The organism is Streptomyces lincolnensis (genome assembly GCF_021173675.1).
Classification (GTDB): Bacteria; Actinomycetota; Actinomycetes; order Streptomycetales; family Streptomycetaceae; genus Streptomyces; species Streptomyces lincolnensis_B.
This window is the reverse complement of sequence record NZ_JAIHON010000004.1, coordinates 691,023-712,942: the sequence shown is the minus strand read 5'-3', so window position 1 is coordinate 712,942 and position 21,920 is coordinate 691,023. Positions and strand designations below refer to the sequence as shown.

Sequence of the window (21,920 nt, the reverse complement as noted above, 5' to 3'; positions counted from 1 at the left end):
CCACCCCACGCCAGCGGTTTCGCTACGAGTCGTAGCGTAATGGCACGGGGTGCCTCCGCGACAGTGGGCCCCGGTGATCTCCCTCACTGCGCCCCACGGATCGCCCGTTATCGTCGGGGGATGCAGAGCCGCACTCCCGCCACGCGCGCCTCGGGACGCCCGCGCAGCGCCACCGCGGACGCCGCGATCCTGGCGGCGACCCGGGAGGCGCTGGTGGAGCTGGGCTGGTCCAAGCTCACCCTGGGGGACGTGGCGACGCGGGCCGGAGTGGCGAAGACGACCCTCTACCGCCGCTGGGCCGGCAAGAACGAGCTGGTGGTCGACGCGGTGGCGGAGCTCTTCGACGAACTGCGGCTGCCCGACTGCGGCACCCTGGCCGCCGACATCGAGGGCGTGGTCCTGCAGTTCGCGGCGATCCTGGCCCGCCCGGAAGCCAAGAGCGGTCTGATGGCGGTGATCGCGGAGTCGATCCGGGACGACGCGCTGCGCGAGCGCATCCGCGCCTCCATCGTCGACCGCCAGAAGCGGCTGGTCCTGGACGGCCGGGCCCGCGCCCAGGCGCGCGGCGAACTGCCTCCCACGGACCCCGAGGAGGCGGCCCGCACGGTGGATCTCATCTTCGACATGGTCGCGGGCACGGTGGTCCACCGCACCCTGGTCAGCGCCCGCCCCGCGGACGAGGTGTGGGTACGCGCCTTCACCCGGCTGCTACTGCAGGGCCTCACCGCGTCCCCTTGATCACTCGCCCCCTTCACAAGATCACCCGACGCCCCTTACATTGCCCGTACATGCCAAAGGCGTGGGGGGACAGGCAACGCGCTGCAACGCACCTCTTTCCGAGGAGGCGTCATGCTCCGGACCTCGGCCCGGCCCGCCTCTGAGAGGGAGAACGATGAGACGAATCCTTTCCACGGTCGGTGTGCTGCTCGCGGCGTTCGGCCTCACGCTCGGCCTCAGCTCCGTGGCGCAGGCGGGCTCCGACGGCCCGACGCTGTGCGCCGGCGGCTCCTGCGTCTGGTTCGACCACGACGGGGACAAGATCTTCGTCCGGGACGCCGACTCGGACGGCCACTCGGCCATCGCGCAGGTCTGCGCCCCGTCCGGCTCCTGCACGTACGCCGCCAACTACCTCTGGAACCACGGCGGTTACAACACGACCCTGAGCTACGGCTACGGGACGCAGATCCCGGAGGGCACCGCCGTCTACTACCGCCCGTGCTACGGCGAGTGGAACGGTGGCGGCGGCAAGGAGGACGTGGTCTGGTGCAACCCGGGCTGGACGCACGGCGTCGCGTGACCCCAGCGGAACGCGGACGGCCGTACCCCTTCGGCGAGGGGTACGGCCGTCCGTCCTTGTGATGTCAGAACCCGGCCGGCTCCGTGTACACCCCCCACTCCTCGCGCAGCACCCCGCAGATCTCGCCCAGCGTCGCCTCCGCGCGGACCGCGTCCACCATGGGCGCGATCATGTTGCCGCCGTCGCGGGCGGCGGCCAGCATCGCGTCCAGGGCGGCGCGGACCCGCGTCTCGTCCCGCCGCTCGCGCCGCTCGGCGAGGGTGCGCACCTGCTCCCGCTCCACCTCGTGGCTGACCCGCAGGATCTCCAGGTCGCCGGTGACCGAGCCGGTGTGGACGTTCACGCCGACGACCCGCTTGTCGCCCTTCTCCAGCGCCCGCTGGTACTGGAAGGCGGACTCGGCGATCTCGCCGGTGAACCAGCCGTCCTCGATACCGCGCAGGATCCCGGAGGTGATCGGCCCGATGGGGTGCCGCCCGTCGGGGTGGGCCCTGAGGCCGCGCTCGCGGATCTGCTCGAAGATCTTCTCCGCGTCCGCCTCGATCCGGTCGGTCAGCTGCTCGACGTACCACGAACCGCCCAGCGGATCGGCCACGTTGGCGACGCCGGTCTCCTCCATCAGCACCTGCTGCGTCCGCAGCGCGATCTCCGCGGCCTGCTCGGAAGGCAGCGCGAGGGTCTCGTCCAGGGCGTTGGTGTGCAGCGAGTTGGTCCCGCCGAGCACCGCCGCCAACGCCTCCACGGCCGTCCGTACGACGTTGTTGTACGGCTGCTGGGCGGTCAGCGAGACTCCGGCGGTCTGCGTGTGGAAGCGCAGCCACTGCGCCTTCTCGCTCCGCGCCCCGTACACGTCCCGCATCCAGCGCGCCCAGATCCTGCGCGCCGCGCGGAACTTGGCGATCTCCTCGAAGAAGTCGAGGTGCGCGTCGAAGAAGAAGGACAGCCCGGGCGCGAACACGTCCACGTCGAGCCCGCGGCTGAGCCCGAGTTCCACGTACCCGAACCCGTCCGCCAGCGTGTACGCCAGCTCCTGCGCGGCCGTCGAACCGGCCTCGCGGATGTGGTAGCCGGAGACGGACAGCGGCTTGTAGGCGGGGATGCCGGCGGCGCAGTACTCCATCAGGTCGCCGATGAGGCGCAGGTGCGGCTCGGGCTGGAAGAGCCACTCCTTCTGCGCGATGTACTCCTTGAAGATGTCGGTCTGGAGCGTGCCGTTGAGCACCCCCGGGTCGACGCCCTGCCGTTCGGCGGCGACGAGGTACATGCAGAAGACGGGCACGGCCGGCCCGCTGATGGTCATGGACGTCGTCACGTCACCGAGGGGGATGTCCCGGAACAGGACCTCCATGTCGGCGGCCGAGTCGATGGCGACCCCGCAGTGCCCGACCTCACCGAGCGAGCGGGGGTCGTCGGAGTCCCGCCCCATCAGGGTCGGCATGTCGAACGCGACGGACAGTCCGCCCCCGCCGTTGGCGAGGATCATCTTGTAGCGCTCGTTGGTCTGCTCGGCGTTCCCGAACCCGGCGAACTGGCGGATGGTCCACGTCCGCCCCCGGTAGCCGGTCGGATACAGCCCGCGCGTGAAGGGGTACTCCCCCGGCCACCCGATCCGCTCGAAGCCCTCGTATGCGTCCCCCGGCCTGGGCCCGTACACCGGCTCCACGGGATCCCCCGAGAGCGTGGTGAAGTCGGCCTCACGCTTGCGTGAGGCGTCGTACCGGGCCTGCCAGCGTCGGCGGCCCTCTTCGATGGCGTCAGCGTCCATACCCTCGAATTTACTAGGACGTCCAAGTAAATGTCGATGGCGGACCGCCGTACGCGATCCGTACGGCGGTGAGCGCTACGCCTTGGCGACCGCCGGGGAGTCGTCGGCGATCTTGGACTCCAGCTCGTGGCTGACCTTGCGCTCGACGAAGAAGGCGGCCGTCGGGATCGTGCCCGCGAGCAGCACCCACAGCTGCTTGGCGACCGGCCACTTCGCCTTGGAGCCCAGGTCGAAGGCGAAGACCAGGTAGACGATGTACAGCCAGCCGTGCGCGATACCCACGACGCGGGTGAAGTCGTCCGCCCCGTCCATCTTGAGCAGGTACTTGGCGATCACGCCCAGGGTCAGCAGGACCAGCAGCACACCGGTGACGTAGGCCATGACGCGATAGCGGGTCAGCACGCTCTTTTTCATGCGTACGAGCGTAACCACGCGTTCCGGGCGATCTTCCGCCGGGTCAGTCCTCGTCGAAGTCGTGCACGGACACCCTCAGGGGCCGGAGCATCGCGAAGATCTCGGCGCACTCCTCGGCGTCGTAGACCCCGAGACCGAAGTCCATCGCCATCAGGTCACGGGTGGCGGCCTCGACCACCTCGCGGCCCTTGTCGGTGATGACGGCGAGCGTGCCGCGTCCGTCGTTGGGGTTGGGCCGCTTGTCGACGAGACCGGATCTCACCAGGCGGTCCACGGTGTTCGTCACGGACGTGGGGTGCACCATGAGCCGCTCGCCGATCTTGGACATGGTCAGCTCGCCGGCCTTGGAGAAGGTGAGCAGAACCAGGGCCTCGTAGCGCGCGAAGGTCAGGCCGTACGGCTTCACCACGGCGTCGACCTCGGCGAGGAGGATCTGGTGGGCGCGCATGATCGAGGTGATCGCGGCCATCGACGGCACGTTTCCCCAGCGCTGCTTCCAGAGTTCGTCGGCGCGGGCGATGGGATCGAAGGGCAGGCTGAGCGGCTTCGGCACGACACCGACCTTACCGGCCGGTCACATCGTGGTCAGCCCCGTCTCGCCCTTCGGATCCAGGACCGGATCGGGCGGCCGGAGCCATGTCTTTTCCAGGACCCATACATCATCTGTGTAACGATTGATCACTAATCGTCACTTTTTGTCACCTCGCTCCAGGGAGCCGCATGTCCCGGCTGATCCACACCCTCGCGGCACTCGCGGTGCTCGGACTCGTCGGGGGCTGTTCGTCCGCGGCCGACATCGACGAGGCCTCCGTCGCCGGCGCCGCCTCACGGCCGGCCGGCGCCGCCGCCGACTCGCCCTTCTGGGTCGATCCGGCGAGCCCAGCGGCCCAGCAGATCCAGATGTGGCGGCGAGAGGGCCGCACCCAGGACGCCGAGCTGCTCGCACGGATCGCCGACGAACCGGTCGCGCTGTGGCCGGCCGGCGAGATCGACCCGACGCCCACGGTGAAGGCGGCCACCTCGGCGGCCACCGCCGCGGACCGTACCGCGGTGTTCGTCGCCTACAACATCCCGCACCGCGACTGCGGCCAGCACTCGGCGGGCGGGGCGGCGGACGCGGACACCTACCGGTCCTGGATCGGGCAGTTCGCGGCCGCCCTCGGCCAGGCGAAGGCCCTCGTGGTCCTGGAGCCCGACGCCGTCGCGCACATCGTGGACGGCTGCACGCCCGCCGAGTACGCGGCCGAACGCGAGCGGCTGCTCACCGAGGCGATCCTCCGCCTGAAGCAGCAGCCGCACACCAAGGTCTACCTGGACGCCGGCAACCCGGCCTGGATCCGCGAGCCCTGGAAGCTGGTCGACCCGCTGAAACGGGCCGGCGTCGCGGGCGCCGACGGCTTCGCGCTCAACGTCTCCAACTTCCAGACGGACGCCGCCACCAAGCAGTACGGCCTCCAGCTCTCCGGCGAGCTCGGCGGCAAGCACTTCGTGATCGACAGCAGCCGCAACGGCAACGGCCCCCTGCCGGGCGTCTGGTGCAACCCGCCGGGACGCGCCCTGGGCACCCCGCCCACCACCGACACCGGCGAGTCCGTCCTCGACGCCTACCTGTGGATCAAGCGGCCCGGCGAGTCCGACGGCACCTGCGAGGGCGGGCCGGCCGCCGGGCGGTGGTGGCCCGAGTACGCTCTGGCGCTGGCCCGCAACGCCAAGGCGCGGTAAGGCCGTTCAGTTCCGTATCAGTTCCGTACGTGGATCCACTTGGCCTCCGACGGCGTGCCCTCCGCGTCCGTCACGAACAGCATGTACCAGCCGGGCGGCACGAGCGCCGGGTCCTTCGGCACCTCGACCGTCACCGAGTCCGCGTCCTTGGCCAACCCGAGCTCGATCGACCGCTGTTCGACGTCGGTCGTGTGCGTGACCGCGCTGGGCCGCATCAGCCGGGCCCTGACGATCCGCTCCGGATGATCGGTCGGGTAGGTCACGCTGCGACGCTCGTCGAGGGTCTCCGAACCGTCCTTCAGTACGGGCCTGTCGGCGCCGTTCTTGTGCAGGGCGGGCGGGGTGAAGACCTCCATGCGCTGCTCGAAGTGACCGAGCTTGGTGTTCTGCCGGTCGTCGAAGAGCGGGTCCGAACCGAAGGTGGCGACCCTCCCGTCGGGCAGCAGCAGCGCCTCGGAGTGGTAGTTGCGGCCCACCTCGGGGGCGGCGGCCTCGCGGAAGGCGTTGTCCTTGGGGTCGTAGAACTGCGCCTTGAGGATGTTGCTGGCGCCGCGGCCTCGGTAGTCCTCGGAGCCGTTGGCGGTGAACACCGTGTCGTCCGGCATGATCACGCTGTTCAGGTACCGCGTGCCCTGCGGCAGGTTGGGGCCGTCCTCGAAGACCGGGTTGTCCTTCTTCAGGTCGACCACGGCCGTGCGCGGCGTCGACCTCTTCGACTCGCCGACGCCTCCGCCGCCCAGGATCATCACCTTCTGGTCCTGCGCGGGCGGCAGCAGCAGGGAGGCCGAGGTCTCGGTCTCCTCGGGGTCGCGCAGACCGGGCACCTTCTGGAAGGTGTTCTTCTCCAGGTCCCACAGCCCGGGCTCGCGTCCCAGCTCGGCGGGTCCGTAACCGGCGTTGGAGGCCGGGTAGAAGAGCTTGCCGCCCTTGGTGAGGAACAGGGCCGGGTAGGTCGGGAAGTAGCGCTTGGGGCCCGGTGACCACTTCTTGGTCCTCGGGTCGTAGATCTCGTTGTCGCCGGGGTCGATCACCCCGACGTCGTCGAGGCCGGAGACCGCGAGGACCCGGCCGTCCTCCAGGCCGACGAGGGTCGGGTACCAGCGGGCCTTGTCCATCGGGTCGACGGGGATGTACCGCTCGGCGACCGGGTCGAACTCGTAGGCCGCGCGGATCCCCTGGAAGTCCTGCTTGTCGAGGCTGATCCGCTCGCTGAGACCGTACGTGTTGTCCGCGTCCTTGCCCTTCAGGCCGACGATCTCGTACTGCGCCCGCTTCTCGGTGACCGACATCGGGCCCGCCTCGGTGGCCTCGACGAAGACCCGGGCCTCGCTCGCGGTGACCCTCGTCTGCCAGGGCTGCATCACGCCCCGCTTGTTGTAGGAGACCTTGAAGGAGCGCTTGGCCTTGGGGACCGTGACGTCGAACCTGCTGACGTACTCGACCCCGGCGGGCGAGCGGAAGCGGGTGCCCTTCTTCAGGAACACCGGCCGGTCCGGGTTCTCGTTCTTCACGCGCATCCCGCCGCCCGCCCGCTCCACCTCGCCGTCCAGGAGCTCGTAGCGGGCGGTGCCGCCGGCCACGAGGAGGCGGCCGTCGGGGAGTTGGGCGTGACCCGAACAGAAGAAGTCGTCCGGCGTGGGGATCTTCTTGAAGGTGTTCGCCTTCGGGTCCCACAGGACGGTGTCGAAGGAGCCCTCGTCGAACTTCTTCTGCTCGTTGCCCGACCCGGCGACGATGAGCACCTTGCCGGTGTGCAGGAGCGCCGCGTGGATGGCGTTGGTGCGGTACTCCTCCGGGATGTCGACCTGGGTCCAACTGCCGTACCGGGCCTTGTACCCGGGCTGGGCGATCTTGTACTCGTGGTACTTCTCGCCCGCGAAGTCCAGCGCGGCCGGGGCGTTCAGGCCGGCCAGGATCGCCACGCCCCCGATGCCCAGAAGGGTCTTCTTGGTCTTTCTCGACGGCTGGTAGGCCATGGCCTAGTTGCCTCCTGTCGTGGTGCCGGAGACGGACGAGGACGCTCCCGTGGTGGCGAGCGCGGGCTCGGCGCCGTCGACGGCGGTCCGTGCGGGCGCGTGCAGGGTCTGCCGTTCCCTGCGCTCCCTGAGCTGCGTGGCGCACCACACCGCGACCGGCGCCAGGGAGATCGCCGTCGCCAGGACCGCCCAGGTGCGCATCGCCACGTGCGTGTGGTCGAGGACGACCGAGGCGGCGAGCGAGGTCGCCAGGAGCAGCGCCCAGAAGAGGTGGATCCGGAAGGTGAGCAGCCGGTCCGGGCTCGCGTCGCCGCCCTTGGGGGTGACGACGAAGCGGCTGGGGCGGCGGACGAGGGCCTCGCCGAAGGACTTCAGGTAGATCGGCGCGGAGAGCGCCGACATCGCCATGCCCGCGAGGCCGCCCGATCCCTCCGGTTCGTGCGGGGATACGTTGTGGCGGCGGTTCCAGAGGTAGAGGCCGATCTGGAGGGCCGCCGCGTCGCTGTACAGCATCAGCCAGACCGATGCGGCGACCTGGGTGCCGGAAGCGCCGAACCAGAGGAACAGGACGCAGCTCAGGATGCCGAGCAGCCAGTTGACCGCCGTCATCGGGTAGTAGACGAGCATCAGCGTGTACGAGAAGAGACGGCCCGGGGGCATGGTGAACGGGGCCTTCCAGTACTGCTTGAACAGCGTCTCGTAGGTGCCGCGCGACCAGCGCATCTGCTGCGTGAAGAAGTCCGTCCAGGAGGCGGGGCCCTCCCCCACGGCCAGCACGTCCGGGGTGTACACCGAGCGCCAGTGGTGTCCTGTGCGCGGGTTGCGGTGGCGGTGGAGTTCGAAGCCGGTGGCCATGTCCTCGGTGATCGAGTCGTAGAGTCCGCCGATCTGTTTGACGGCCTCGATGCGTACGACGTTGTTCGTGCCGACGAACATGGGTGAGCGGTAGCGGTTGCCCGCGCGCTGGATCAGCGCGTGGAAGAGGAACTGCTGGGACTCCGCCGCCTTGGTGACGGGGTTGTGGTAGTTGCCGTAGACCTGGGGGCCGACGACGAAGGCGACGTCCGGGTCGCGGAAGTAGCCCGTCATCCGCTCCAGGAAGTCGGGGAGCGGGACGTGGTCGGTGTCCACGGAGGCGAAGAGGTCGTACGCGTCGCCGTGCATCGCGATCCAGGCGTTGTAGTTGCCGTGCTTGGTGCGGGTCTTGTGGACGCCCTTGGCTCTGTTCCACTCCGGGACGCCGTGGCGGGTGAAGTGGCGTACGCCCAGTTCCGTGCACAGGGCCCTGGCCTGTTCGTCGTCGCCCTCGTCGAGGAGCCAGACGTCCAGGGGGCCGGGGTGGGTGATCCTCGTGGCGGCTTCGAGGGTGGCGCGGACCATGTCCAGCGGTTCCTTGCCCGGGACGTACGTGGTGAGGAAGGCGACGCGGGTGCCGGGCTCGGGGGTGACGGGGACGGGGTCGCGGGCGACGAGGGTGGCGTGGGCTACGGAGGCGACGTTGACGACCATGAACAGTTCGATGAGCCCGATGGCTATCAGCATCACGATGTCGAGGTGGACCATCCAGGCTTCGCCGCCCTCGCGTTCCACCCAGTGGGTGGGCCAGACGAGGTAGACGAGCAGGGCGCCGGTGAGGAGGGGCGCGAGGGTCATCAGGAGGACGGCTCGTATTCGGTGGGGCTCGCGTGAGAGGAGCGAGGTGTACTGCACCTGGTAGGCGGCCGAGCCGGACGGCTCCGTGAGCGGTCCCGTCAGTCGGCTGTAGGTGTCGTAGTCGTAGCCCTCCGGCCGCACAGCGCCCTCCAGTGATCGAGCGAGCCTCTACCCACACAAAAGTGGAGTTTTCAGGGCGTGTCGAACTGGGGGCGTCCAGCCGGGTATGCCTGCGGCGCCTGTGCGGCTTCGGTGGGGGTGTGCGTAGCGCCTACGGTTGTGGGGTGGGTCGGGGCCGGGGCGGGGGGTCTCCGTCCTCGGTCCGGCGGAACTGTGTCTCCGGGTAGTACCGCGCGTCGGACGCCGGCCGCTGCGGGCGGACACCCCCCGCCCCATCCCCTCACCGCCGTGGGCGGCTACGACGCCAAAGGCCCGGGGGTCGCCTCATGTCCGACGGCGACTGCCGGTGCTTTTAGGGGCGCGGGGAACTGCGCGACCAACCACGACGCACCCGCAGCCGCCCTACGACCGCACGCGGCACCCCCGATGGCGCCGAGCCCGCACTCTGGACCTACGGCAACCCTGGTCCCCCTAGGGGCGCTGGGAACTGCGCGACCAGCCCCCACCCACCCGCAGCCGCCCCACGACCTCACACCGCACCCCGCGGAGCGCACCGCACCGCAAGGGCTAGACGCGCGGCAGCCCGGTGACGGACATCAGGAGGGAGTAGAGGGAGGTCGTCGCGGTGATGAAGAGGCGGTTGTTCTTGGGGCCGCCGAAGGTGATGTTGGAGACGGGCTCGGGCACACGCACGCGGCCGAGGAGCGTGCCGTCGGGGGCGTAGCAGTGGATGCCGTCGGCCAGGGCGGCGGCCCAGAGGCGGCCTTGGTCGTCGAGGCGGATGTTGTCGAAGTGGACGCCGGCGCGGGCCTCGGCGAAGACCTTGCCGTCGGAGAGGGTGCCGTCGGGCCGGACGGCGAAGACGTGGATGCGGGCGGCGCGGGAGTCGGAGACGTAGAGGTGCTGCTCGTCCGGGGAGAGGATGACGCCGTTGGGACCGTCGAAGCCGTCGGCGGCGAGGTGGACCCGGCCGGTGACGGGGTCGATCCGGTAGACGTTGCACGCGCCGATCTCGGAGTCCGCCCGGTGCCCCTCGTAGTCGGTGAGGATGCCGAAGTCGGGGTCGGAGAACCAGACGGTGCCGTCGGAGCGGACGACGGAGTCGTTGGGGCTGTTGAGGCGCTTGCCGTGGTAGCGGTCGGCGAGGACGGTGATCCGGCCGTCGGGCTCGGTGCGGGTGACGCGGCGGTTGCCCTGCTCGCAGGTGACCAGGCGGCCCTGCCGGTCGAGGGTGTTGCCGTTGCTGTGGCCGGCCGGGGTGCGGAAGGTGCCGACCGTGCCGGTGGCCTCGTCCCAGCGCAGGAGGCGGTCGTTGGGAATGTCGCTCCAGATCAGCTGACGCCAGGCGGGGATGTAGAGGGGACCCTCGGCCCAGCGCGAACCGTCGTGCAGCACCTCCAGCCTGCTGTCCCCGTTCACGCAGCGTTCGGTGCGGAAGCGGTCGTCGAGGATCTCGTACGGGCTGTCGGTGGGCATGGTGTCCTCTCGGGGATGGGTCGTCAGCGGCGGCCGGTCCTGCGGAGATGGTGGCGCACGGCTCGTTGGGCCACGGGGCCCAGGTCCTCCAACGCCGCTACGAGCGCGCCGAGTTGCTCCAGGGCGTCGAGGGCCGCCGTCGCTCCCGGCGCGTCGACGCCTTCGTAGAGCTCGATGCCCACGAAGGACGCGGCGACGGCGCGTGCCAGGCCGGACGGGTCGGTGAACTCGCCGAAGGGGGTGTCCGCGAGGACCCGGGTGAGGACCTTCTCGATCTCGGTGATCCACAGTTCGAGTCCGGCCGCGGTGGCCGGGCCGAGCGTGTCGTGGGTCTGGGCTCCGGCCAGCAGCTGGCCGAGGAGGGCGACATGGCCGCCGGCGCGCTCCTCCTCGTGGATCCGCCGTCCCACCGTGAGGAGTTCGGACAGCGAGGTCACCGCCGCGAACCGTTCCCGGTAGGGCGCGACCGCGCGTTCGGCGCCGTAGTGGCAGGCGGCCACGAGGAGTTCGTCGACCGAGCCGAAGTGGTAGAAGACCAGGGCCTGGTTGACCCCGGCGGCCGCCGCCACCGTGCGGGCCGATGTCTTGGCGATGCCCTGTTCGGTGAGGGTGCGCAGGGCTCCTTCGAGGAGTTTGGCCTTCGTCTCCTGGGACTTGGCCGTCTCGGGGCTCATGCGCGGGACTCCTCGCGCACCGGGCGCAGGCCGGGCCGTACGCCGCAGGTCGCGATGTCGGTGTACGTCGCCGTGAAGGAGCCCTCGTAGCCGAAGAGGGGGCCGACGTACTTGTTCACGACACTGACGCGGATGTGGAAGCGGCCGGTCGCGTCGTCGTAGGACTCCCGGACCTCCGCGTCGGCGCCGATCAGTTCGGGGACGCGGACGTCCACCGGGCCCTCCCGGAAGCGGTGTTCGCCGGAGCGGATGAGCAGCGAGCCGTCGGGCTGGGCGTACGGGTGGAGGTCGCTGGCGAGGTGCTGGTGGGTGCCGAGGTAGTCGAGGACGCGGTCGCCCTTGGGTCCCAGCACCATCTGGGCGTCGAAGCGGCGGGGGCGGCCGGGGAGGTGGAAGGTGCGCACGAAGGTCACCGTCTCACGGCCGTGGGTGTCCGTGTACGGGACGTTCTCGATGGTGAAGGGGACGTGGCGGCCGGCTCTCGGGACCAGGATGTTCCGGGTCGTGCCGAGGGCCAGGAACGGCTTGACGAACGCGGGGCCGTGCCAGACGCGGTCCATCACCCCCCGGCCCGTGCAGGCCTCGCCGCTCGCCAGGCCCACGGAGAAGCGGCGCTGCAGCTGGGGGTGGAGACGGTCGAAGTCGGCGCCCATGACGGTGCGGAAGATCGAGGTCATCGTGGGGTCTCCAGGGTGCGCAGGAGGCGGGGGGCGCTGACGCGGGTGGGCGGCTGACGCAGGCAGCGGCGGGCGGCCGGGGTGCGGGGCAGCGGCGGCACGAGGAGGGCCAGGCAGCACACGGTCGCCAGGAGAAGCGGCCAGAGGAACGCCACCGATGCCGCGAGCGCCCCGAAGGCGGGGAGGACCGCCTCGGTGGCCAGACCGGCCCCGCACGCGGCCAGGACCAGGCCCCGGACCAGCAGTTCCATCAGCCAGTTCAGGCGGGCCCGCTCGGGGCTGATGCCCCCTTCCAGCCAGAGACGCAGCCGGTCGAAGGACCAGGCGGTGGCCCAGCCCATGAGGGGGCGGAACAGCAGACGGTCGGCCAGCGCGCCGAAGGCGCCCCAGCGGGGGCGGTAGTCGTAGCCCGTGAGGAAGCGGACACCGTCGCCGTCCGGGACGTAGCGCCAGTACCCGCTGCCCTCGGCCAGCAGGGAGAGCGGATGCGGCGAGGCGAACCGCAGAGCCGAGGTGCGCGTGCCGTCGGGACGCTCCCGCTCGCCCGCCGAGACTCCGGTACCCGCGACCTTGAGGCCCGGCAGCACCCGGGTGGCGTACCGGAAGCGCTGCGGCTCGCCCTCCGCGCGCGGGAGGTAGGAGATCTCGGTGAAACGCAGGTCCCAGCGCTGGTGCCGGGAGGGGTCCTGCGTGCGGATCCAGAGGTCGTCGAGCTCGGCACGGATATGTGCCTCGATGTAGAGCCCCATGTACATCCCCCAAGGTGAGCCCATAGTTTGAGCGACTGCTCAAACATCCTGGGCCAGACCGTACCGCACTTTGAGCGATCGCTCAAACAGCTGGGCAAGAAAAATCCCCGGTCCACGCGGGCCGGGGATTCCTCTTGTCCAGCGACAGCTACTGCGCGAGGTGACGTTCCACCGTCTCCACCTTGGAGGTGAGTCCGTCGGTCACTCCGGGACGGATGTCCGCCTTGAGGACCAGCGACACCCGCGGCGCCCGCGCCTCCACGGCGGCGACGGCCTGCCTGACGACGTCCATCACCTCGTCCCACCCCCCCTCGATCGAGGTGAACATCGCATCCGTACGGTTCGGCAGACCCGACTCGCGGACGATCCGGACGGCGTCGGCGACGTACTCCCCCACGTCCTCGCCGACACCCAGCGGTGTGACGGAGAAGGCGACGATCACGCGCTCACAACCCCTTCCTTACGGGCCCGCGAGGCGATGACCGCATCCTCGGCCTCCCGCTTGAGCTTGCGCTCCGCGAAGAAGCCCCCGGTGGGCAGGACCGAGAGGACGAAGTAGAGGGCCGCGGTCTTCAGGGACCACTTCGTACGGTTCCAGGCGTCCGCCCAGAAGATCACGTACAGGATGAAGAGGACCCCGTGGACCATCCCCATCACGGGCACCGCGTTGAAGTCCGTGGTCCGCTTCAGCACCGAGCAGACCAGCAGGAGGAGGAAGGAAACCGCCTCGGGCGCCGAGACGAGACGCAGGCGGCGGATGGCGGAGGCTGTCTTGAGGTCCACGGGTCACCTTCGGTGGGAGTTGCGACGACGGTCGGCCGTTTTGTGAACGAACGCACAAGCGTTCGCCCATTGTGACAAACCCTCCGGGGGCGACAGCCCTCGGGGGTGCGGTGCGCTCCGTAGGGGGCGGTGTGAGGTCGTGGGGCGGCTGCGGGCCCGTAGTGGCTGGTCGCGCAGTTCCCCGCGCCCCTGAGGTGAGGACGCTCGCCCGGCGATCGAAAGTGGCGGCCGCCCACGGCGGTGAGGGGACGGGGCGGGGGGTGTCCGCCCGCAGCGGCCGGCGTCCGACACGCAGACCCTCTAGGCAGAACAGTTCCGCCGGACCGAGGACGGAGACCCCCCGCCCCGGCCCCGACCCACCCCACAACCGTAGGCGCTACGCGCACCCCCACCGAAGCCGCACAGCGCGCCGCAGGCATCACGCACCGCAACCCACCACCACCCCCTAGGGGCCAGCTCAGGGACGTTCTCCACCCGTAGGCCCTGTCCGCGGGGCCCACCCCCGGGCTACCTTCAGTCCGTGGCGATGTTCCGACTTCAAGGCAGCAAGGTGCTCGCCGTCGAGATGACCGGGGACGCCGTGAAGGCGAAGAACGGCTCGATGGTCGCGTACGACGGACAGATGGACTTCAAGAAGCTCAGCGGCGGCGGCGAGGGCATCCGCGGGATGGTCACCCGCCGGATCACCGGTGAGCAGATGACCCTGATGGAGGTGAAGGGGCACGGCACGTGCTGGTTCGCCGACCGCGCCTCGGAGATCAACCTCGTGAGCCTCCAGGGCGACAAGCTGTTCGTGGAGTCGAGCAACCTGCTCGCCACGGACTCCGGCCTCCGCACCGGCACCTCGTTCACGGGCCTGCGCGGCGCCTCCCAGGGCAACGGACTGTTCACGACGACGATCGAGGGCCACGGCCAGGCCGCGATCATGTCGGACGGCCCGGCGGTGGTGCTGCGCGTGAGCCGGCAGTACCCGCTGACCGTCGACCCGGGCGCGTACATCGCGCACCAGGGAAACCTGAGCCAGTCCTTCCAGTCAGGTGTGACGTTCCGCACGTTCATGGGCGAGGGCGGCGGCGAGGCCTTCCAGATCCGCTTCGAGGGCGACGGCCTGGTCTACGTCCAGCCGAGCGAGCGGAACACGATCGCGGGGGACGTCTGACATGGCCTTTCGTGAGATCAACTCGAAGATGGTCGAGGCGACAGTGATGCCCGGCCAGCGCCTGTTCAGCCAGCGCGGCGCGATGCTCGCGTACAAGGGCGAGGTGTCCTTCACGCCCAACCTCCAGGGCGGCCAGGGCGGCGTGATGTCGATGATCGGCCGCCGCGTGGCCAACGAGGACACCCCGCTGATGACGGTGGAGGGCAGCGGCACGATCCTGTTCGGGCACGGCGGCCACCACGTCCAGGTGATCAACATGACCGGCGACACGCTCTACGTGGAGGCGGACCGCCTGCTCGCCTTCGAGGGCACGCTCCAGCAGGGCACGATGTTCATGGGTTCCCAGGGCGGCGTCATGGGCATGGTGCGCGGGCAGATCAGCGGCCAGGGCCTGTTCACCACCACGCTGAAGGGCCACGGCTCGGTGGCGGTGATGGCGCACGGCGGGGTCATCGAGGTCCCCATCACCCCGCAGCGCCCGGTCCATGTCGACCCCCAGGCCTACGTCGCCCACCACGGCGACGTCCGCAACAAGCTGTCCACCGCGCTGGGCTGGCGGGACATGGTGGGCCGCGGCTCCGGCGAGGCCTTCCAGCTGGAACTCAGCGGCAGTGGCGCGGTGTACGTCCAGGCGTCGGAGGAGAAGCTGTGAGCACCCCGTACGGAATGCCCGGTGGCGGGCCGGCGGTCTTCGACCCCATGACCCTCCCCTCCGACGACAACGTCAACGCGTACACCTTCTGCGTGGAGCTCAAGGGGAGCCAGTGGTTCCTGCAGAAGGGGAAGATGATCGCCTACTACGGCCAGATGGACTTCAACGGCATCGGCCACGGCCGCCTGGACCGCCTGGTCCGCACGTCGTTCCATTCGCCTCTGCACGCGAGCGACTGGGTCGTGGCGGAGGGCTCGGGCAAGATGCTCCTCGCCGACCGGGCCTTCGACGTGAACTCGTACGACCTGGAAGACGGCAATCTGACCATTCGCTCCGGCAATCTGCTCGCTTTTCAGCCAAGTCTGGCCCTCAAGCAGTCGATCGTGCCGGGTTTCCTGACACTCATCGGAACCGGAAAGTTCGTGGCCGCCTCCAACGGCCCGGTGGTGTTCATGGAGCCGCCGATCCGGGTGGACCCGCAGGCGCTGGTCGGCTGGGCGGACTGCCCCTCGCCGTGCCACCACTACGACCACGGGTACATGACCGGCCTGATGGGCGGCCTACGTGCGATGACGGGCCTCGGCGGGGCCTCCGGCGAGGAGCACCAGTTCGAGTTCGTCGGGGCCGGCACGGTCCTGCTCCAGTCCTCCGAGGCTCTCATGGCCGAGCAGGCCACGGGAGCGGTTCCGCAGCAGGCCGGAGTACCCGGCGGGCACGGGGTGCCACCGGGTGGCTCACAGCAGCCGGGCGCACCGCGCCTTCCCGGACAGCTGGGAGACCTCCAGCGTCGCTTCGGGCTGTGAGCGGTAGTCTGCGGAGTGTGACGTCGAACGTGTGCGCGCCGTCGTCACACCAACCCTCACTAGTTCGCCTTTCAACCTTTTAGGTAGACTTCATTCATGGAGACCGAAACGGCCACCCGCTGGCTGACCGATGCGGAGCAGTGCGCCTGGCGCACCCACCTGGAGGTCAACAGGCTGCTGACGTACCAGCTCGAAAAGGACCTGCAGCCGTTCGGCCTGACAATGAACGACTACGAGATCCTGGTGAACCTCTCCGAGTCGGAGGGCGTACGGATGCGGATGAGCGATCTCGCGTCCGCCACCCTCCAGTCCAAGAGCCGCCTCTCCCACCAGATCACCCGCATGGAGAACGCGGACCTCGTGCGCCGCGAGAACTGCGAGTCGGACCGGCGCGGTCTGTACGCGGTCCTCACCGAGCACGGCATGGAGACGATGAAGAAGGTCGCGCCGCATCATGTGGCGTCTGTGCGGCGGCACTTCATCGACCTGCTGTCCCCCGAGTCCCTGGCAGAGCTCGACAAGGGCCTCAAGCCGATCGCGGAGCACCTGAGGGGCCACCGGGGCCGCCCGTGACCCCGCGCCCGACCCACACCCGGTGACCCCGCGTCCGGCGTCCCCGCGCCCGACCGACTAGGCGAGCGGCAGGCGGAGTTCGAACAGAGCTCCGCCTGCCGGCGCGTCCCGGACCGTGAGCGTGCCGCCGTGCCGTACGGCGACGTCCCGGGCGATGGCGAGGCCGAGCCCGGCGCCGCCGTCGTCGCGCGCCCGCGCCTCGTCGAGCCGTACGAACCGTTCGAAGATCCGCTCCCGGTCGCCCGCGGGCACCCCGTCCCCGTCGTCGGCGACCCCCGCCACGGCCCACTCCCCCTCGCGCCGCACGGTCAGCACGACCGTCGACCGGGTGTGCCGCCGCGCGTTGTCCAGCAGGTTGGCGAGCACCCGCGCCACCTGCCCCCGCGACCCGGCCACCACCACGGCACCCGGTGCCTCCACCGTCACCCCGTCCCGCCCCTCGGCCTCCTCCAGCGCCAGGGCGGCGAGGTCGAACCGGGCGTCCGCGACCGGCCGCTCCCCCGCGTCCAGCCGGGCGAGCAGCAGCAGATCGGCGGCGAGACGCTGAAGTCGTACGGTGTCCTCGACGGCCCCTTCCACATCCAGCAACTCCGGGTGCGCGGCGCCCACTTCGAGCTGGGTGCGCAGCGAGGCGATGGGGCTGCGCAGCTCGTGCGAGGCGTCGGCGACGAAGCGGCGCTGGCGTTCCACGGAGGTCTCCAGGGCGGCCAGCGTCTCGTTGGTGGTGCGGGCGAGACGGGCCACCTCGTCGTGGGTGTCCGGCACCGGCACCCGCCGGGCGAGGTCCTCGGAGGCGGTGATCGCGGCCATCTCGCCCCGGATGCCCTCGACCGGGCGCAGGGCGCGCCGGGTGACCAGCCAGGTCACCGCCGCGACGACCGCGAGCAGCAGCGGGAAGCCGATCAGCATGACGGTCAGCGCGCTGCGTACGGCGCTCTGTTCGGCGGAGAGGGGGGCGCCGGCGTAGACGGTGAGCGTGCCCTGCGTCTTCGTCTCCACCTTGACCGCGGCGAAGCGGTAGTCGTTGGTCTCCTTGTCGATGGTCGCCGAGCCGTTGCTGAAGGTGGTCCTGTCGTCGATCTCGCCGGCGTCGAGGGAGTCGTCCCCGTCGTCGGAGTCCTGGGCGTCCTGCGAGTCCTGCGCGTCCTGGGAGTCGTCCGGGTCGTCGTCGCTGTCGTCGGCGGTCGCGGGGGGCGGGGCGGCGCCGGTCGCGGAGGGCTGCGCGTCGGGCCGCCCGGTGGGCGCCTTCACCGCGCCGGTGGCCGTGCCGCTGATGCGCTGGAGGTCCTTGGTGGCGGCCAGCAGCCTGTCGTTCTTGTCGACGACCTGGACCGGCTCCTCGTCCTCGTCCAGGTCCAGCTTTCCGGTCGTGGTCCCGATGGAGAGGTCCGTGGCGACCGATCGCGCGGTGCGCTCGGCCTGGGTGCCCGCCTGGCCGATCAGGTTCGACCGCAGGGACAGCAGGACGGCGGCCCCGGCGGCGACCAGCGCCACCGCGACGACGAGTGTGGCGGCGAGGGTCGCCCGGGCGCGGACCGAGCCGAGGAGGCGTCTCATCGGTCCGTCTCCAGGCGGTAACCGGCGCCCCGGACCGTGCGGATGAGCGCGGGGCGCAGCTTGCGGCGCAGGGTGCTGATGTACACCTCGACGATGTTCGGGTCGCCCTCGTAGGCGAAGTCCCACACGTGCTCCAGCATCTGGGACTTGGACACCACCTCGCCGGCCCGCAGCACGAGCTGCTCCAGGACGGAGAACTCCTTGGCGGTCAGGGTGATCTCGTCCTCACCGAGGAAGACCCGGCGGGCCGCGGTGTCGACCTTCAGGTCTCCGTGGACGTGCACGGGCGAGGCGCCGGGGCCCTGGCCGCGACGGCGCAGCAGCGCCTTGATCCGGGCGACCAGGACGACGTACGAGAACGGCTTGGTCAGGTAGTCGTCGGCGCCCGTGTCGAGGCCCTCCGCCTCGTCGTACTCGCCGTCCTTGGCGGTGAGCATCAGGATCGGCACCTCGTTGCCGGCGGCGCGCAGGGCGGCGCAGACCCGGTAGCCGTTGAGGCCGGGCAGCATGATGTCGAGGACGACCAGGTCGTACGTCCCCTCCGAGGCCCGGTGCAGACCCTCCCGGCCGTCGTGGACGACGTCCACGGCGTACCCCTCCGCGGTCAGTCCCTTGGCGAGCGACAGGGCCAGCCGCTTCTCGTCCTCCACGATCAACAGGCGCATGGGTAAAGGTTCGCAAAGTGAAGCTGAAGATCTCTTCAGGGGGCTTCAGGTTCCTCTCAGCGTCGGTGGGCGATGTTGGTTGACGTCGAAAGCGAACGAAGCGATCGAAGCACTACGACTCTGGAGGAATCCCCATGAAGCGCAACATCGTGATCGCCGCCGTCACCGCCGCCGCCCTGATCGGGGGCGGGACCGCCACGGCTCTCGCGGTGTCGGGTGACAGCGAGGGGACGGCGCCGCGGGCCGCCGACATGAAGGTGACCGGCGCCCAGGCGCAGGCCGACGACCGGGACGACGACCGCGACGACGTGGACGCACGGGACGACGACCGCACCGACGACTCGGCCGCCGCGAACTCCGCGAAGGTCACCGCCGCGGACGCCATCGCCGCCGCGCTGAAGCACACGCCGGGTACGGCCGTCTCCGTCGACTACGACGACCAGGACGGCGACGACCGTGGGCCGGCCGCCTGGGAGGTCGACGTGCTCGGCAAGGGCAGCACCTGGCACAGCGTGCGGATCGACCCCGCGAACGGGAAGGTCCTCGGATCCCAGACCGAGCGTGAGGACGACACCGCCGAGGTGCGGGCCGCGCTGAAGGGGTCCTCCGTGACGGCTCAGGAGGCCGCGAAGGCCGCCGCCGCCAAGGGCACGGTGACCTCGGTCGACCTGGACGACGACGGCCGTGACAAGGGCTGGGACGTCGAGACGCACGCCTCCGGCAAGGGTGAGCACGACTGGACCGTCGACCTGAAGACCGGCAAGGTCTCGGCGGACAAGGCTGACGACTCCGACGACGCCGACGACTCCAACGACGACTGACGTCGGATGCGGTGAGGTTCCCAGGGGGCTCCGCCCCCTGGACCCCCGATCGGCCCTGAAGGGGCCTCGTCCTCAAACGCCGGACGGGCTGAAGATGCCCGGACCGGCGTTCACCCATGCCGTAGGCCCAACTGGGCCGTAAGCCCCGCTAAACCGCCAGCCCCACTAGGCCGTCAACCCCGCCACCAGCTCATCCGCCGCCTGGTAAGGATCCAGCTCCCCCGCCACGACCCGGTCGGCCAGCGCGCCGAGGCGGCGGTCGCCGTGAAGGTTGGCGATGCGTTCGCGCAGGGCGGTGACGGCGATGGTCTCCACCTCGCGGGCGGCGCGGGCGCGGCGGCGTTCGGCGAGGACGCCCCGCTCCTCCATCCAGGCGCGGTGCTTCTCCAGGGCCTCGACGACCTCTTCGAGGCCCTCACCACGGGCGGCGACCGTCTTGACGATGGGGGGCCGCCAGTCGCCGGGGCCGCGGGACTCGCCGAGGCCGAGCATGTGGTTCAGCTCGCGGGCGGTGGCGCCGGCGCCGTCGCGGTCGGCCTTGTTGACGACGTAGACGTCACCGATCTCCAGGATCCCGGCCTTGGCGGCCTGGATGCCGTCGCCCATGCCGGGGGCGAGGAGGACGACGCTGGTGTCGGCCTGGGAGGCGATCTCGACCTCCGACTGGCCGACGCCGACCGTCTCGACCAGGATCACGTCGCAGCCGGCCGCGTCCAGGACGCGGATGGCCTGCGGGGCCGCCCAGGCCAGACCCCCCAGGTGGCCGCGGGTGGCCATGGAGCGGATGTAGACGCCGGGGTCGGAGGCGTGCTCGGACATCCGGACGCGGTCGCCGAGCAGGGCGCCGCCGGAGAAGGGGGACGAGGGGTCGACGGCCAGGACGCCGACCCGCTTGTCCTGTCTGCGGTACGCGCTCACCAGGGCGGAGGTGGACGTCGACTTGCCCACGCCCGGTGATCCGGTCAGGCCCACGACGTAGGCGTTGCCGGTGAGCGGGGCCAGTGCCGCCATGACCTCCCGCAGCTGCGGGGACGCCCCCTCCACCAGGGAGATCAGCCGGGCCACGGCCCGCGGCCGGCCCTCCCTGGCCTGGGCGACCAGTGTGGAGACGTCCTGCATCACAGCTCCGTTCCGATAAATGCGTACCGCGGACCGACGTACGACGTGCTCAGGCCTTGGGTACCCGCACGATCAGCGCGTCACCCTGGCCGCCGCCACCGCACAGCGCGGCCGCGCCGACACCTCCGCCGCGCCGCTTCAGCTCCAGCGCCAGGTGCAGAACGAGACGGGCGCCGGACATGCCGATGGGGTGGCCCAGGGCGATGGCACCGCCGTTGACGTTCACCCTTTCCGGGGACACGCCGAGGTCCTTCATCGACTGGACGGCGACCGCGGCGAAGGCCTCGTTGATCTCGATCAGGTCGAGGTCGGAGACGTCCAGGCCCTCCTTCTTCAGGGCGTGTCGGATGGCGTTGGACGGCTGGGACTGGAGGGAGTTGTCCGGTCCTGCCACATTGCCGTGGGCGCCGATCTCGGCGATCCAGTCCAGGCCCAGCTCCTGCGCCTTGGCCTTGCTCATCACCACGACGGCGGCGGCGCCGTCGGAGATCTGGGACGAGGTACCGGCGGTGATGGTGCCGTCCTTGGTGAACGCCGGGCGCAGCTTGCCGAGGGACTCGGCCGTGGTCTCGGCGCGGATGCCCTCGTCCTTGCTGAAGACGACCGGCTCGCCCTTGCGCTGCGGGATCTCGACGGGGGTGATCTCGGCCTCGAACAGGCCGTTCTTCTGGGCGGCGGCGGCCCGCTGGTGGGACAGCGCGGCGATCTCGTCCTGGTCGGGGCGCAGAATGCCGAGGCGGGTGTTGTGCTTCTCCGTCGACTCGCCCATGGGGATGCTCTCCCAGGGGTCGGTCAGACCGTCGTACGCCATGGCGTCGAGCATCTCGATCGCGCCGTACTTGAAGCCCTCGCGGGACTTCGGCAGCAGGTGGGGGGCGTTGGTCATGGACTCCTGGCCGCCGGCGACGACGATGTCGAACTCGCCCGCGCGGATCAGCTGGTCGGCCAGCGCGATGGCGTCGAGGCCGGAGAGGCAGACCTTGTTGATCGTGAGCGCCGGGACGCTCATCGGGATGCCGGCCTTGACCGCGGCCTGACGGGCCGGAATCTGCCCCGCCCCGGCCTGGAGCACCTGGCCCATGATGACGTACTGCACCTGGTCGCCGCCGATCCCCGCACGGTCGAGGGCGGCCTTGATCGCGAAGCCGCCGAGGTCGGCTCCGGAGAAGGACTTCAGCGAGCCCAGCAACCGTCCCATGGGCGTACGGGCGCCCGCGACGATCACCGAGGTCGTGCTGTTCGATCCAGACATGAGGTGCGATCCC

Annotated in this window: 23 protein-coding genes; 8 read left to right on the top strand and 15 right to left on the bottom strand. The window is 70.4% G+C overall.

Annotated elements, in window-relative coordinates; genetic code table 11:
- Positions 1–120 precede the first annotated feature (120 nt).
- Both K4B79_RS14110 and K4B79_RS14105 read left to right on the top strand, forming a co-directional pair.
- Positions 121–738 carry a TetR/AcrR family transcriptional regulator gene (locus K4B79_RS14110; protein ID WP_232026868.1) on the top strand — a complete coding sequence of 206 codons (618 nt, stop codon included), beginning with the start codon at positions 121–123 and terminating at the stop codon, positions 736–738.
- 154 nt (positions 739–892) lie between these two features.
- On the top strand, positions 893–1,297 hold the full coding sequence (locus K4B79_RS14105; RefSeq protein ID WP_232026867.1) for a hypothetical protein: 405 nt from the start codon (positions 893–895) through the stop codon (positions 1,295–1,297).
- Between the two features lie 64 nt (positions 1,298–1,361).
- Here the strand turns inward: K4B79_RS14105 and K4B79_RS14100 are convergent, their stop codons facing one another.
- The 3 genes from K4B79_RS14100 to K4B79_RS14090 form a co-directional block, all read right to left on the bottom strand.
- Entirely contained in the window at positions 1,362–3,062 is a 1,701-nt protein-coding gene (locus K4B79_RS14100) for an acyl-CoA mutase large subunit family protein (RefSeq protein WP_232026866.1), read from the bottom strand.
- Between the two features lie 75 nt (positions 3,063–3,137).
- Positions 3,138–3,476 (bottom strand): DUF3817 domain-containing protein, encoded by a 339-nt coding sequence (locus K4B79_RS14095; protein WP_232026865.1) that lies wholly within the window; start codon positions 3,474–3,476, stop codon positions 3,138–3,140.
- 43 nt (positions 3,477–3,519) lie between these two features.
- Positions 3,520–4,029, bottom strand: coding sequence for a MarR family winged helix-turn-helix transcriptional regulator (locus K4B79_RS14090; RefSeq protein WP_232026864.1), 510 nt, complete (start codon positions 4,027–4,029; stop codon positions 3,520–3,522).
- 167 nt (positions 4,030–4,196) lie between these two features.
- Between K4B79_RS14090 and K4B79_RS14085 the strand changes: the two genes are divergently transcribed.
- The gene (locus tag K4B79_RS14085; protein WP_232026863.1) at positions 4,197–5,198 is read left to right on the top strand and encodes a glycoside hydrolase family 6 protein; all 1,002 of its coding nucleotides are present in this window, start codon (positions 4,197–4,199) and stop codon (positions 5,196–5,198) included.
- Between the two features lie 17 nt (positions 5,199–5,215).
- Here the strand turns inward: K4B79_RS14085 and K4B79_RS14080 are convergent, their stop codons facing one another.
- From K4B79_RS14080 to K4B79_RS14045, 8 genes are all read right to left on the bottom strand, one after another.
- Positions 5,216–7,174: a kelch motif-containing protein gene (locus K4B79_RS14080; RefSeq protein WP_232026862.1), complete on the bottom strand. Its 1,959-nt coding sequence runs from the start codon at positions 7,172–7,174 to the stop codon at positions 5,216–5,218.
- A 3-nt stretch (positions 7,175–7,177) separates the two neighbouring features.
- Positions 7,178–8,968, bottom strand: a complete 1,791-nt coding sequence (locus K4B79_RS14075) for a glycosyltransferase family 2 protein (protein ID WP_232026861.1) — start codon at positions 8,966–8,968, stop codon at positions 7,178–7,180.
- Positions 8,969–9,514: 546 nt separating this feature from the next.
- Positions 9,515–10,423 (bottom strand): SMP-30/gluconolactonase/LRE family protein, encoded by a 909-nt coding sequence (locus K4B79_RS14070; protein ID WP_232026860.1) that lies wholly within the window; start codon positions 10,421–10,423, stop codon positions 9,515–9,517.
- A gap of 23 nt (positions 10,424–10,446) precedes the next feature.
- Positions 10,447–11,097, bottom strand: a complete 651-nt coding sequence (locus K4B79_RS14065; protein ID WP_232026859.1) for a TetR/AcrR family transcriptional regulator — start codon at positions 11,095–11,097, stop codon at positions 10,447–10,449.
- Positions 11,094–11,774 carry a DUF4166 domain-containing protein gene (locus K4B79_RS14060; protein ID WP_232026858.1) on the bottom strand — a complete coding sequence of 227 codons (681 nt, stop codon included), beginning with the start codon at positions 11,772–11,774 and terminating at the stop codon, positions 11,094–11,096. Before K4B79_RS14060 ends, K4B79_RS14065 begins: the two co-directional genes overlap by 4 nt.
- Positions 11,771–12,523 (bottom strand): hypothetical protein, encoded by a 753-nt coding sequence (locus tag K4B79_RS14055; RefSeq protein ID WP_232026857.1) that lies wholly within the window; start codon positions 12,521–12,523, stop codon positions 11,771–11,773. The genes K4B79_RS14060 and K4B79_RS14055 overlap by 4 nt, the downstream gene beginning before the upstream one ends.
- A 148-nt stretch (positions 12,524–12,671) precedes the next feature.
- Complete coding sequence (locus tag K4B79_RS14050) at positions 12,672–12,965, bottom strand: MTH1187 family thiamine-binding protein (protein WP_232026856.1); 294 nt, start codon at positions 12,963–12,965, stop codon at positions 12,672–12,674.
- Positions 12,962–13,306 (bottom strand): DUF3817 domain-containing protein, encoded by a 345-nt coding sequence (locus K4B79_RS14045; RefSeq protein ID WP_232026855.1) that lies wholly within the window; start codon positions 13,304–13,306, stop codon positions 12,962–12,964. Before K4B79_RS14045 ends, K4B79_RS14050 begins: the two co-directional genes overlap by 4 nt.
- Before the next feature lie 526 nt (positions 13,307–13,832).
- Here K4B79_RS14045 and K4B79_RS14040 point away from each other — a divergent pair.
- From K4B79_RS14040 to K4B79_RS14025, 4 genes are all read left to right on the top strand, one after another.
- Positions 13,833–14,465: an AIM24 family protein gene (locus K4B79_RS14040; protein ID WP_232026945.1), complete on the top strand. Its 633-nt coding sequence runs from the start codon at positions 13,833–13,835 to the stop codon at positions 14,463–14,465.
- A gap of 1 nt (position 14,466) precedes the next feature.
- On the top strand, positions 14,467–15,117 hold the full coding sequence (locus K4B79_RS14035; protein ID WP_232026854.1) for an AIM24 family protein: 651 nt from the start codon (positions 14,467–14,469) through the stop codon (positions 15,115–15,117).
- A 14-nt stretch (positions 15,118–15,131) separates the two neighbouring features.
- Positions 15,132–15,920 (top strand): AIM24 family protein, encoded by a 789-nt coding sequence (locus K4B79_RS14030; RefSeq protein WP_232026944.1) that lies wholly within the window; start codon positions 15,132–15,134, stop codon positions 15,918–15,920.
- 96 nt (positions 15,921–16,016) lie between these two features.
- A complete protein-coding gene (locus K4B79_RS14025; RefSeq protein WP_232026853.1) occupies positions 16,017–16,493 on the top strand; it encodes a MarR family winged helix-turn-helix transcriptional regulator in 477 nt (158 codons plus the stop codon).
- 57 nt (positions 16,494–16,550) lie between these two features.
- On the opposite strand, the gene K4B79_RS14020 is transcribed toward K4B79_RS14025, so the two are convergent.
- Together K4B79_RS14020 and K4B79_RS14015 are read right to left on the bottom strand one after the other, a co-directional pair.
- The gene (locus tag K4B79_RS14020) at positions 16,551–18,050 is read right to left on the bottom strand and encodes a sensor histidine kinase (RefSeq protein WP_232026852.1); all 1,500 of its coding nucleotides are present in this window, start codon (positions 18,048–18,050) and stop codon (positions 16,551–16,553) included.
- Positions 18,047–18,715, bottom strand: coding sequence for a response regulator transcription factor (locus K4B79_RS14015; RefSeq protein ID WP_232026851.1), 669 nt, complete (start codon positions 18,713–18,715; stop codon positions 18,047–18,049). Before K4B79_RS14015 ends, K4B79_RS14020 begins: the two co-directional genes overlap by 4 nt.
- A 134-nt stretch (positions 18,716–18,849) precedes the next feature.
- Here K4B79_RS14015 and K4B79_RS14010 point away from each other — a divergent pair, with 134 nt between their 5' ends.
- A complete protein-coding gene (locus K4B79_RS14010; RefSeq protein WP_232026850.1) occupies positions 18,850–19,536 on the top strand; it encodes a PepSY domain-containing protein in 687 nt (228 codons plus the stop codon).
- A gap of 165 nt (positions 19,537–19,701) precedes the next feature.
- Here K4B79_RS14010 and meaB read toward each other — a convergent pair whose 3' ends face one another.
- Positions 19,702–20,655 (bottom strand): methylmalonyl Co-A mutase-associated GTPase MeaB, encoded by a 954-nt coding sequence (gene meaB / locus K4B79_RS14005; RefSeq protein WP_232026849.1) that lies wholly within the window; start codon positions 20,653–20,655, stop codon positions 19,702–19,704.
- Between the two features lie 49 nt (positions 20,656–20,704).
- Positions 20,705–21,907, bottom strand: coding sequence for an acetyl-CoA C-acetyltransferase (locus K4B79_RS14000; protein ID WP_232026848.1), 1,203 nt, complete (start codon positions 21,905–21,907; stop codon positions 20,705–20,707).
- Between the last annotated feature and the right edge of the window lie 13 nt (positions 21,908–21,920).